Source organism: Chryseobacterium cupriresistens, from assembly GCF_046614675.1.
Classification (GTDB): Bacteria; Bacteroidota; Bacteroidia; order Flavobacteriales; family Weeksellaceae; genus Chryseobacterium; species Chryseobacterium cupriresistens.
The window spans coordinates 1,033,615-1,046,426 of record NZ_JBKKJT010000001.1 but is presented as its reverse complement, the minus strand read 5'-3'; the positions used below and the strand labels follow the sequence as shown (position 1 = coordinate 1,046,426).

At 37.5% G+C, this 12,812-nt stretch carries 11 protein-coding genes; 8 read left to right on the top strand and 3 right to left on the bottom strand.

Features of this window, described 5'->3' with window-relative positions; genetic code table 11:
* Positions 1–2: 2 nt before the first annotated feature.
* Complete coding sequence (locus tag ACLI50_RS04835) at positions 3–1,142, bottom strand: aminotransferase class I/II-fold pyridoxal phosphate-dependent enzyme (protein WP_137903999.1); 1,140 nt, start codon at positions 1,140–1,142, stop codon at positions 3–5.
* A 160-nt stretch (positions 1,143–1,302) separates the two neighbouring features.
* On the opposite strand from ACLI50_RS04835, the gene ACLI50_RS04830 reads away from it, so the two are divergent.
* From ACLI50_RS04830 to ACLI50_RS04805, 6 genes are all read left to right on the top strand, one after another.
* Positions 1,303–2,343 carry a M28 family metallopeptidase gene (locus ACLI50_RS04830; RefSeq protein ID WP_343640023.1) on the top strand — a complete coding sequence of 347 codons (1,041 nt, stop codon included), beginning with the start codon at positions 1,303–1,305 and terminating at the stop codon, positions 2,341–2,343.
* Between the two features lie 89 nt (positions 2,344–2,432).
* Positions 2,433–2,882, top strand: coding sequence for a GNAT family N-acetyltransferase (locus ACLI50_RS04825; protein ID WP_411413277.1), 450 nt, complete (start codon positions 2,433–2,435; stop codon positions 2,880–2,882).
* Positions 2,879–3,247 (top strand): VOC family protein, encoded by a 369-nt coding sequence (locus ACLI50_RS04820; RefSeq protein ID WP_062670171.1) that lies wholly within the window; start codon positions 2,879–2,881, stop codon positions 3,245–3,247. Before ACLI50_RS04825 ends, ACLI50_RS04820 begins: the two co-directional genes overlap by 4 nt.
* Before the next feature lie 2 nt (positions 3,248–3,249).
* On the top strand, positions 3,250–3,750 hold the full coding sequence (locus ACLI50_RS04815; protein WP_343640019.1) for an endonuclease V: 501 nt from the start codon (positions 3,250–3,252) through the stop codon (positions 3,748–3,750).
* Between the two features lie 149 nt (positions 3,751–3,899).
* Positions 3,900–5,075, top strand: coding sequence for an acetyl-CoA C-acyltransferase (locus ACLI50_RS04810; protein WP_343640017.1), 1,176 nt, complete (start codon positions 3,900–3,902; stop codon positions 5,073–5,075).
* 241 nt (positions 5,076–5,316) lie between these two features.
* Positions 5,317–6,627, top strand: coding sequence for a GEVED domain-containing protein (locus ACLI50_RS04805; RefSeq protein ID WP_343640015.1), 1,311 nt, complete (start codon positions 5,317–5,319; stop codon positions 6,625–6,627).
* Positions 6,628–6,725: 98 nt separating this feature from the next.
* Here the strand turns inward: ACLI50_RS04805 and ACLI50_RS04800 are convergent, their stop codons facing one another.
* A complete protein-coding gene (locus tag ACLI50_RS04800) occupies positions 6,726–10,067 on the bottom strand; it encodes a DEAD/DEAH box helicase (RefSeq protein WP_411413276.1) in 3,342 nt (1,113 codons plus the stop codon).
* A gap of 134 nt (positions 10,068–10,201) precedes the next feature.
* Here ACLI50_RS04800 and ACLI50_RS04795 point away from each other — a divergent pair, with 134 nt between their 5' ends.
* Positions 10,202–10,999, top strand: a complete 798-nt coding sequence (locus ACLI50_RS04795; protein ID WP_411413275.1) for an SDR family oxidoreductase — start codon at positions 10,202–10,204, stop codon at positions 10,997–10,999.
* A 76-nt stretch (positions 11,000–11,075) separates the two neighbouring features.
* The gene (locus ACLI50_RS04790) at positions 11,076–11,990 is read left to right on the top strand and encodes a helix-turn-helix domain-containing protein (protein WP_280211672.1); all 915 of its coding nucleotides are present in this window, start codon (positions 11,076–11,078) and stop codon (positions 11,988–11,990) included.
* A gap of 50 nt (positions 11,991–12,040) precedes the next feature.
* Here ACLI50_RS04790 and ACLI50_RS04785 read toward each other — a convergent pair whose 3' ends face one another.
* The gene (locus ACLI50_RS04785) at positions 12,041–12,652 is read right to left on the bottom strand and encodes a GNAT family N-acetyltransferase (protein ID WP_411413274.1); all 612 of its coding nucleotides are present in this window, start codon (positions 12,650–12,652) and stop codon (positions 12,041–12,043) included.
* Positions 12,653–12,812 lie beyond the last annotated feature (160 nt).

Sequence of the window (12,812 nt, the reverse complement as noted above, 5' to 3'; positions counted from 1 at the left end):
AATTAAAGACTTCTTTTCAAATGCTCCAAAGCCTGAATAATCAATTCATCTTTTTTAGCAAAACTAAACCTGACATAATCAGAATTCTCCCTTGAATTATAAAATGCAGAAAGTGGAAGACAGGAAACCTTCTTATCAATGGTAAGCCATTTTGAAAACTCTACATCTGTCATGCTTTTAGAAATAGTCCTGAAATTAACAACCTGAAAAACACTTCCTTCCGCTTGTTGTTCGATCTGAAGCGGTGTTTCTTTAATCATTTCATTAAAAATATCTCTTTTTTTCTGCATGAGTTTTTTATTGAGATCCGGATCAAATACGTCGAGATATTTTGCGATAGCATATTGTGCAGGAGCATTGGCACTGTAAGAAATATACTGTTGATGACATTGAAATCTTGTTGTTAAAACTTCTGAAGCAAGCATATAACTCACTTTCCATCCCGAAGTATGAAACATTTTACCAAAAGAAAAAATACAGAAAGTCTTTTTCCTGAGTTCAGGATGGATGAAAGAACTGTAATGTTCAGTTTCATCATAACAATAAGTATCATATATTTCTTCTGAAATCAAATAAATATCACGGTCTTTGATCAGTTCATAGAGCTGATTCCAGTCTTCTTTTTTCCATATTTTTCCGGTTGGATTCTGGGGAGAGTTGACAATGACTGCTCTTGTCTTTTCAGTAATACAGTCTTTAAACAGATCCCAATCTATGGTAAAATCACCATCAAGATCATAATAAACAGGAATTCCTCTATTCATAACAACAGCTGGCCCATAAGTGTAGTATGAAGGTTGAATAATGATAACTTCATTACCTTGATTCAGAATTGATTTAAGTGCAGTATATAAAGCAAAGGTTGCACAGGGTACAATCGTGATTTCCTTTGTGGTAACCGTTATTTGATGAGTTCGTTTTGCATTGAATCTGATAATGCTCTCCATCAGCAGAGGATTGCCTGCAAGAGGTTCATAGTGATGCGTGTTGTGCTCAGCAGCTTCCTTTAAAAATACTTTCAGGCGTTCATCAATATCAAAATCGGGAAGTCCCAGAGAAAGATCAAAGCTTCCGTGCCTGGCTGCCAGCTCGGACATTTCCGTAAAAAAGGAATAATGAGTAAATCCGTAAATTTCTTTCACTTATTTTGTATTTTTATCAAATATAATAAAATTTTAATATCAAAATTACACTTAAGCTTATGTGTTGGTAGATTTGTAATGAACTGCATATTATTTTGTCCTATTGATTATTAATACTGGGATTCAATAAAAATTGTTATTTTTAAGAAATTTATCTTTTATGAGAAAAATACTTATTCCGTTATTGGCAATGGCTGTAGTAACCAGTTGTGGAACGGCAAAAATATCTGACGGGAATACTTCACATCCTGTATCCACAAAACATAACAAAGCGTTTAACAATGCCTATAAAGAGATTAATGCAGAGGATTTAAAGAAAAACCTTTACGTCATTGCAGCAGACGATATGGAAGGGCGTGATACCGGAAGCAAAGGACAGAAAAAAGCGGGTGAGTATATGATTAATTACTATAAGAATCTGGGTATTTCAGCTCCTAAAGCACTAGGCTCTTACTATCAGAAAGTACCGTCTGAATTCATGAAGAAAAGAGGAGGAGGTAACCTTCCGGATTCTGAAAATATTTTAGCTTTTATTGAAGGAAGTGAAAAACCGGACGAGATTGTGGTGGTTTCTGCTCATTATGATCACGTAGGAACCAAAAATGGAGTTGTGTACAATGGAGCAGACGATGACGGAAGTGGAACTGTAGCTGTAATGGAAATTGCAAAAGCATTCCAACAGGCTAAAAAAGCAGGAAAAGGGCCTAAAAGATCAATCCTGTTTCTCCATGTTACAGGAGAGGAACATGGACTTTTCGGTTCAGAATATTATTCCGAAAATCCTGTTTTCCCGTTAGCCAATACCGTGGTTGATCTTAATATTGATATGATCGGACGTGATGATCCTGCCAACAGAGGAAAACAATATGTCTATGTGATTGGTTCTGATATGCTAAGCTCTCAGCTTAAAGTCATTAACGAAGCAGCTAACAAAAGGACCAACAATCTGGAATTGAATTACAAATACGATGACTTGAATGACCCTGAACAATTGTATTACCGTTCAGACCACTATAATTTTGCTAAACATAATATTCCTGTAGCATTTTTCTTTGACGGTATTCATGAAGATTATCACAAACCAGGTGATGATCCTGAAAAAATTGATTATCAGTTGCTGGAGAAAAGAACCCAGCTTATTTTTACCACTGCATGGGATATTGCCAACAGAGAAGAAAGAATTGTGGTTGACAGAAAATAATTATTAATTTTAATTGGAATGATATTTTTTTAAACCTTGATAAGGTTAAAAAAATATCATTCCTGTAAACTGCCAGCAAAAACATTACCATGAAAACAATAATCCGGGAAGCAAAGCCAGAAGATATCCCACAAATACAGATTGTGAGAAACTCCGTGAAAGAAAACACGCTGTCAGATCCTGGATTGGTTACCGATAAAGATTGTGAGGAATTTCTATTCCAAAGAGGAAAAGGTTGGGTTTGTGAGATGGAAGATCAGATCGTTGGTTTTTCCATTGCAGATCTGAAAGAAAACAATATCTGGGCGCTCTTTGTGCATCCGGATTTTGAAAACCTTGGAATAGGCAGGAAACTCCATGATATTATGCTGGACTGGTATTTTGAACAAAATAAAGATTCCGTATGGCTGGGTACTTCACCTGGAACAAGGGCTGAAATCTTTTACAGAAAATCTGGATGGAAGGAAGCTGTACCCCATGGAAAAGGAGAAATCAAGTTTCAAATGAGTTCTGAAAACTGGAAAAATAAAAAATTATGACACCAAAACTGAAATCCATCAGACCTTTTATCGGAGCGCAAAACTTTGAGATCAGCAGAAATTTTTACAGAGATATGGGATTTCAAGAAGTAGTTCTGGAATCTAAATTGTCTTTATTTACAAGAGAAGAAATCGGTTTTTATCTCCAGGATTATTATGCAAAAGACTGGGTGGATAATACCATGATCTTTATGGAAGTTGCCAATACAGATGAATTCTGGAAAGAACTCTTGTCTCTGGAGCTTACAGAAAAATATGAAAATGTGAGGCTTACTCCTGTAAGAACAATGGATTGGGGGAAAGAGTGCTTTGTACATGATCCTTCAGGAATATTGTGGCACTTCGGTGAGTTTTTTAAGAAATAAATATGATTTACGCATTTGATACCTATTATTATGAGGATTATGCCAATACCGTGTGTATTGCATTTGAAGACTGGACCTCTGAAAAAGAAGTGGAAGTCTTTATAGAACAGATTCCCGTAAGTTCAGAATATGAAAGCGGGGCTTTTTACAAAAGAGAATTGCCCTGTATTTTGAGTCTGCTAAAAAAAATAACATTAAGACCAGAAGACATTATCATTGTTGATGGATATGTCACTTTGGATAATAATGGGAAAATTGGCTTAGGCGGCCATCTTTATGAAGAACTGAAAGAAAAATATCCTATTGTTGGGATTGCAAAGAATGAATTTAGAACTCCTGATTCCCAACGAAGAAATGCAGTTCGTGGAGAAAGTAAAACCCCACTTTTTGTAACAGCGAAAGGAATAAATGTAGATGAAGTTCAATTAAAAGTACAACAGATGCATGGCGATTACAGAATGCCTACGCTGTTGAAAAGATTAGACCAACTAAGCAGAGCATAAATAATAAAGTCTTACAAAAAGTAAGATTTTTTTTGTCTATGAATATACCGATTGGTATATTTTAATTATCTTTGTTATATTCCTTTGTCAATATAAGAGGATTTTTTTAATCAAAAATATACTGATCGGTATATTTAAAAATAAAATCTATGAAAGAAGTATTTATAGTAGCAGCAAAACGAACCCCGCTTGGTGGTTTTATGGGAAGTCTGTCAGGATTTACAGCACCTCAGCTGGGCGCTTTGGCCATTCAGAATGCTTATGAAAGTATCGGACTTGCTCCGGAACATATAGACAGTGTATATATGGGAAATGTGCTGAGTGCAGGATTGGGACAATCGCCAGCAAGGCAGGCGGCTATCTTTGCCGGAATTCCTGTCGACAAAGACGCTACCACAATCAACAAAGTTTGTGCTTCCGGAATGAAATCGGCAATGATGGGTGCACAGCAGATTCAGCTTGGGATGGATCATATTGTTATGACGGGAGGAATGGAAAGCATGAGCAACGTTCCGCATTATGTCAAAATCCGCCAGGGAATAAAGCTGGGAGATACCAATCTTACGGACGGATTGATTAAAGATGGACTCTGGGATGTCTACAATGATTTCCATATGGGAAGTGCAGCTGAATTGGGTGTGAAGAAATATGGACTTACCAGACAGGAGCTTGATGATTATGCCCTTCTCTCATACCAGAGAGCTCAGGAAGCGGCAAAGAACGGCAAGTTTGGCAACGAATTGATCCCAATATCCATTGAAGGTAAAAAAGGAATTGCAATTGTTGATAAAGACGAAGATATTGATAAACTGATCCCAGAGAAAATTTCCCTTTTGAAACCTGCATTTGAAGCCGACGGAACACTTACAGCAGCCAATTCCAGCAATCTGAATGATGGTGCTGCAGCCCTTTTACTAGCGTCTTCTGAAGCAATAGAGCAACATAATTTAAAACCACTGGCAAAAATAATAGCCTATGCAGATGCCGCTCAGGCACCAGAATGGTTTACCACTTCACCTTCCATCGCTATTCAGAAATTGTTGAAACAAACAGGTCTCAATCTGTCAGATATCGACTTTTTTGAAATTAATGAAGCGTATTCTTCAGTAATTCTATCCAATCAAAAAATTTTGGATTATGATATCAGCAAGGTAAATGTATACGGAGGAGCAGTTGCATTGGGACATCCGATTGGTGCTTCAGGAGCAAGGATTATGACCACTTTAGTGAATGTTTTACGCCAGGAAAAAGGAAAGTATGGAATTGCTGCCATCTGTAATGGAGGAGGAGGCGCTTCCGCAGTTCTTATCGAAAATATAGACTAAAAGGGATAAATTACCTTAGATTTCAATTATTATATTAAAAAAGATCTTTCTTAAAGTTAAATTTGAGAAAGATCTTTTTCGTTGGCAACATATTGATTATCTATTGGTAAAACAGAATATTTAATGAGTGCAGACGAAATTTAAAGACTCTATTTTTATTAAGCTGACAAATATCATCGCATTGTTATTTTTATTCATTCTAAATAAATATAAATTTGTCCCAAGAAATTGAACAAAGAAAATGAAAAAAATAACTACTCTTTCTGGTATTGTACTTGCATCCCTGACGAATGCGCAGCTGCAATATTGTATGCCAACCTTTCAGTACGGAGCTGACAGCAACATGATCAGTAATGTAACTTTCGGAACGATTAATAATTCTTCATCCATTCAATCCTCCAATGCACAAATTTATGAGAACTTTACAGCAATATCTACAGACCTGCAGCTGGGAAATTCCTATCCGATATCTGTGAAAGGGCCATCCAGTACATTTCCAAGTGATGTAGTTGTTTTTATAGACTTTAATCAGAACGGAAATTTTGATGATGCAGGAGAAAGCTTTTATATCGGAAGACTTGAAGCAGCTAATCCGGCCAATGCTTTTACAATCAATACTACCATAACAATTCCTGTGAATGCTGCCATCGGAAATACAAGAATGAGGGTTCTTAAAAATACCAATGTTCAGGCTTATTCAAATCCTGCTGCTCCGAACTCTATCAGTTCAGCTTGTGACAGTAGCTTAAGAGCAGGGCAGACGGAAGATTATACGGTTAATATCATAGGAAATACGGCAAGTTTCCCGGCTCCTTACTGTGGTACTGAAAATATTACAAGCTTGACCGTGAGTGAGATCAGTACGGTAGAATTTGCCGGAGTTGTTAGAAACAGTGCATTGGATGGAAATTCCGATGTGCTTGAAAACTTCACAGCAACAGTTTTTAATGTGAACCGTGGAAATAGCTATCCGATAAGTGTTACAGGTGGTACCCATGGTCAAAATACGGTATCAGCCTATGCTTATATTGATTTTAACCATAATAATCAGTTTGATGCTGATGAACAATTTAATCTGGGCTATCTGGATAACTCTAATCCGGTTCCTGGCCAGCAATCCGGGATTACAACAGGCAATATCACTATTCCGGCAGGAGCACAGTTGGGAGAAACCCGTTTCAGACTGGTAAAAGCCTATGAATCCAATTCCTGGATGGGCGCTTTGAAGAATCTTCCCTGTCCTTCAGATTGGTTTATCGGACAGGCAGAAGATTATACTATAAATATTCAGCCTGAGAGTCTTTCAACCCTTGAAGTTTCTAAAGAGACATCAACTCTTGTTACAATATATCCAAATCCTACCGCAAATTCTGTAACAATCAAGATGAAAGAAGGATTGGAGAAATATGAAATTTATAACATGTCCGGACAAAAGATGCTGGAAGGGAATTCGATGACAGTTTCAATGGACAATTTTATTCCGGGAATCTATCTGATTAAAATTCAGACCAAAAATCAGAAAACAGTTACAGAAAAAATTATTAAAAAATAGACACATCATATCTAAATCATATCCATATCAATTTTTGTTTTTTAATCGACAGGTCTTTTACCTGTCGGTTTTTTATTTGCTGTTTTTAAGCTTTTATATTATGATTCAGATCCCAGTAAATCCATCAAATCCTGCTTAGACAATCCCTGAAGCTTCTTTCCGTCAGTGGTCAATAGATTCTGAGCCAGTTCTTTTTTCTTTTTCTGAAGCGTAAGAATCTTTTCTTCTACAGTATTGGAGCATATCATCCGTACAGCAATTACATTTTTAGTCTGTCCTATACGGTAACTGCGGTCAATAGCCTGGTTTTCAGCTGCAGGATTCCACCATGGGTCAACAAGATAGATATAATCTGCTTGGGTAAGATTGAGACCGACACCTCCGGCCTTTAAGCTTATCAAAAATACACGGATATCTTCATTGTTCTGAAAATGAGCTACTTTTTCCCCTCTGTCTTTCGTTTGACCCGTTAAATATTCAAACTGAATGCTGTTGTGTTCCAGTTCAGCTTTGATCAAATCAAGCATGCCTACAAACTGTGAGAAAACAAGGATTTTATGATCTTTTGACTTCCCAAGGATTTGCTCCATCAGAATTTCGATTTTAACGGCATTTTCACCGGAGTATCCCTCTTTCATCAGAACAGGGGAATTACAGATCTGTCTGAGCCTCGTAAGGCCTGTAAGAACATGCATGCTGTTCTTGTTCAGATCATCGTCATCGTTGGCGGCAATAAACTCACGAAGTTCCTTTTCATAAGCATCATAAATTTTGCGCTGTTCCGTATTCATTTCACAGTAGATTACTGTTTCAGTTTTCTGCGGAAGTTCTTTGGCAACCTGTTTCTTAGTTCTTCTGAGGATAAATGGCTTTATCTTTTGCTGAAGCTCTATGGCACGTTTGCTGTACTCAAATTTATCAATAGGGATAGCATAAATGTCTTTAAAATACTGTTTGCTTCCCAACAATCCGGGACAGGCAAAAGAAAGCTGACTGTAAAGATCAAAAGTGCTGTTTTCAACGGGCGTCCCCGTTAGTACGATTCTGTTTCTTGATTGAAGCAGACGTGCCGCTTTATACCTTTCTGAATTAGGATTTTTAATCACCTGTGATTCATCCAGAAACACATAATTGAAATTAAGCTTTTTCAAAAATTGAATGTCCGAAAGTAGCATTCCGTAAGTGGTAAGAACTACTTCGTAATCAGGCATATGAGCGGTTGTTTTTGGACGGTCTGCACCATAATGAAGCAGAACTTTTATGGAAGGTGCAAATCTGCTGATCTCTTCCTGCCAGTTGAAAATCAGGGAAGTAGGAACCACAATCAGATTGGTGGTGTGGCCTCTTTTTTCCCTCTGTGAAAGAATAAAAGCAATGATCTGAATGGTTTTTCCAAGCCCCATATCATCAGCAAGACATCCTCCGAAGTTGAAACTGTCAAGAAAATTAAGCCAGTTGAGTCCGTCATGCTGGTAATCTCTCAACTCAGCATTCAGCTCAGCGGGAACAGCCGTTTCCGGGATGTCTTTTACTTTTGAAAACTTTGTAGAATAGGAGGTAAGTTCTTCCTGAATCTCCTTGCTCAGAATTTCTTTTTCAAATAGTGACGTTACCTCCGAAAAATTGATTTTCGGAATCTTTAAAAGCTCTTCATCAATTTCTCCTGCTCTGAAATAAGCAGCTATCTTTTCCATCCATTCTTCGGGAAGAATTCCCATGCTGCCATCATCCAGCTGGACGAATTTACTCTTATTCCGGATGGCCCGGTGAAGCTGTTTCAGAGAAGCTTCTTTGGGACCAAATCCTACTTTCAGTTTAGCGTTAAACCAATCCAGTCCGCTGGTAATCTGAATATTGATTTTTGCCCGGTGAGGGTTTAATTTATTGTTTTTTAATTCGTTAAAGCCAAGTATGATGATCCCTTCGTTTCTCCAGGTTTCAAAAGCTTCAAGAAACCAGTTGTTATCCAGGAACTTATCCCTGTGAAGATAAAAATACTGATAGCCGTCCATCTGGTCTTCAAAATCAGGATGCTGCTGCATCACCAAAGAAGTAAAGCGGGCTTCGGCTGATTCATTTCTTTCTATTTTAAATGGATTTCCGTTCTGATCTGTATCAAAAAGCTGCTTCCTGGAATAGACCGGAACTTCCACATCACCATATTTCATGACGGGAGTAATTCCTATATAATTTTCCTGCTGACGGAGATAAATGACTTTTTCAGTCTGATAATTCTTGTCTTCAAGCTGTACTTTCGTTGCAGGTTGTATGTAGCTGTAATTAATATGAATACGTTCTTCTAAAGCAGACAGAATGTCCTGCATGAAAGCTTCATATTTTGAAGAATGAACCAGTAGAATTTCATTATGAGCCTTAAAGAACCGGATGATTCTGAGCATGTCCGGATTGTCTACAAAGCTGAAAATATTTCGGTTATACACAAAATACTCATTTCTGAGAACAATATTTTTAAAGGGAAGAGCAATGTCATTAAACAACAGTTCTCCGGTGATTTCAAAAAACGGATATTTCTTAAAGACAGATAGTTGAACCTCTGCATCTAAAGTGTTTAGTTCAATATGGGAAAGTGACTTTGCGGAAACGGTTTCTGCGATTTCCCGGTCATGATAATAGACTTCCAGCTCCAGAGGATTCCGTACAATAAGTTTTAACGCTTCCAGTTCTGCAGGATTGTAATCTTCATTATAGTTGTTCTGAAAAGTAGTAATGGCAGTATAAAATTTGATGTCTGCCGGTTTCTCTGCTTTCCAGATAAGCTGCATAGCATCTACAGGAGTTACGGGATTTTTGAGCTTTCCTGTCTGTGTTATTTCTGCCTCCATCAGAGAGAAGGTCATGTGATTGTAATAACGGTGTTTACCGATAACCAATATCTGTTTTTTACCTGTTTCCAGTATGGCCAGCTCATCCAGTTTAGATGGAAGCTGAGGAAGAAGGTCCCTTGTCAGCATCACATCATCTGCAGGAAGCATTTCTTTGATTCTGGGCTGTATTTTAATTTTGCCTTCAGTATATTCCAGTTCAAAATACTGATCCAGATCCGGCTCATTTTCCAGCCCATATTCTTTTGCTTTAGGAAGAAAGGTTTTTTTGCGGAGTGTTTCATCAAAAAACAGGCGATAGTTTTTATCTTCAATAATGCAGTGAATTATTTCTGCCTGATGAGAACAAAGCTGGTTCTTTTCATTGCTGCAGGTGCATGAACAAAGCAGAGTGCTGTTTATTTTGCTGATGGTAACCACCGGAAAATCCTGCAGTGAAGATTGTTTTGTAAATATTCCTATATTGTTTTCAATAGCAACAAGATAGATTTCACGAAAATCCCTGATCCCGATAAATGCACTGTCTGATGTATGTTTCAGCAGGTCATATACGGAAAGTGTACTGATATTGATGTTGTCAAGAATATATTCTGCCATAAAAATAGATCGGGACAAACTTACAAAAAACAAATATATTGAAGAATCCGTTTTGGCTACACCTTACCCCATTTTGGCAACTCGGGCGTTTGTTGTAATGCAGAACTTTGTCCTGTAATTTTAAACCAGGAAAAATGAAAACAATTTTTATAACAGGTGCTTCTACAGGATTAGGAAAAGCAGCTGCCCAATTATTTCAAAACAACGGATGGAAAGTAATCGCGACTATGAGAAACCCTGAAGCAGCAGCTGATCTTGCGGCTTTGGAGAATGTAACTGTACTTCCGCTGGATGTTACCGATCCGGAACAGATTAAGTCTACTGTAAAGCAGGCTCTTGAACTTGGAGACATCGATGTGGTGTATAATAACGCGGGATATGGTCTTATAGGACCTTTGGAAGCGCTTTCTGATGATCAGATCGTCAAACAGCTTGACACGAATTTATTAGGGGTTATACGCGTTACACAGGCATTTATTCCTTACTTCAGAGAACAGAAAAGAGGAATGTTCATTTCTACAACGTCTATAGGAGGACTGGTAGCGTTCCCATTGGGTTCTACTTATCACGCGACCAAGTGGGCGCTTGAAGGGTGGAGTGAAAGCTTAGCTTTTGAGCTTAATACTTTGGGGATTGATATTAAAACTGTTTCTCCCGGAGGAATCAAGACGGATTTTGTAAGTCGTTCTCTGGACTCAGCATCCAGTCCTGCTTATGAAGACATGACGAATTCTCTGTTTTCTAAAATGGAAGGGATGATGGAAGCGGCTTCTACACCGGAACAGATTGCAGCAGTAGTCTATGAGGCTGCAACAGATGGTAAAAAACAACTGAGATATGTGGCCGGAGAAGATGCTAAAGCCATCTATGCACAGCGTCTTGAACTAGGTGATGAAGCATTCAGAGAGCAGTTCGGAAAACAGTTTATGTAATCAGGTTTTTGAAAGACAGTATAAGTAAATTACATTTGTACTGTCTTTTTCACCCAATAATTTATAATTTTATATCATGGAAAAGAAAGATAATATTCCACTGAAGATCTCATCCATATCAGAATTGCACAATATGCTGCAGCTGCCCAAGCCGCTTCATCCGTTGGTAAGCCTTGTGGATAATACGAAAATGAGCATCAGAAAAGATATGCTGAAGAGAAGCTTTATCCTGAATTTTTATAAGATCTCGTATAAATATTCCACGGTTGGAAAAATGGGCTATGGACAGGGATATTATGATTTCAATGAGGGAGGAATGATGTTTACTGCTCCCGGTCAGGTTCTTTCTACTGATGAGAATGCAGAATACTGCGGATATACTTTGTTGGTACATCCGGATTTCATCAGAAGTTATCCTTTGGCAAAGAATATCAAAAACTTCGGTTTCTTTTCTTATGATACAAATGAAGCACTGCACTTGTCTGATCAGGAAAAGACAACGATAACAGGCTTGTTGGATAATATTGGAAATGAACTCAATACAGCTATTGATGAAGTGAGTCAGGACGTTATTGTTTCTTATATTGATGTGCTTCTTAATTACAGCAACCGTTTTTATAAAAGACAGTTTATCACCAGAAAGGCAGTTAATAATGATGTACTGGCTAAAATGGATGTTGTGCTGGAAAAGTATTTTAACGAGCAGGAAACCTTAAATAAAGGGCTTCCTACGGTAGAATTTCTGGCCTCCACGCTCAATCTGTCACCCCATTATCTGAGTGATATGCTTCGTAACCTTACCGGATTAAATGCCCAGCAGCATATTCATGAAAAACTGATTGAAAAGGCGAAAGAATATCTTACTACCACAGGTTTTTCTGTATCTGAAGTAGCGTATGCTCTTGGATTTGAACATCCGCAGTCTTTCAATAAGCTCTTTAAAAAGAAAACCGATAAAACACCATTGAGTTACAGACAGTCTTTCAATTAAATAAATACAAACACCCGTTTCAAATATCGGGTGTTTTTTATGGTATACTTTTAACCAATACTTTGCTTTTCTTTAATCAAAGCTTCAATTTTAAATTTTGCAGTGGCCCATTCATCATCCAAAATACTATAATAAGCCGCATTTCTTGTGCTTCCATCCCTGAGAACTTTGTCTTTACGTAAAATACCTTCAAATACACCACCGATTTTTTCGATCGCTTTTCGTGATCTGAAATTATCGTCTTTCGTTTTCAACTGTACCCTGTTTGTTTTCAGTACATCAAAGCAGAAGGTGAGCAGTAGTAATTTGCATTCCAGGTTGATGGCTGTTCCCCAGAACTCTTTGGTGATCCATGTCCATCCGATTTCCAGTTTTCTGTCTGCTGGATATATTTCAAAAAAGCGGGTGGAGCCGATCAATTTTCCGGTTTCTTTATGTCGTATGACAAACGGGTACTGATTTCCGGTTTCTCTTTCTGATAAAGCGAATTCATAAGTTTTATAAAACATCGTCTCCTCTGAACAGTCAGTAGGAATGAGTTCCCAAAGTTCTTTATCTGATGCGGCAGTATATAATTCTTCAAAATGCTGTTTTTCAAGAGGAATTAATTCAACTGTTTCCCCTTCCAAAATGGTGGGATAAGCAATCCATTTTTCTTTCATGGCTCATTATTTATACAACGAAATTAATGAAAAAGTTATTTAAACGTTATAAAACCACAAAAGACACAAAAGCTTTTTAAACACTTAAACTATTTAAAGTTATATGCTTTGTGTATAAAAGTATCCTAAAGTTTTGTTGAAAATCAAAGATTTTCATCTT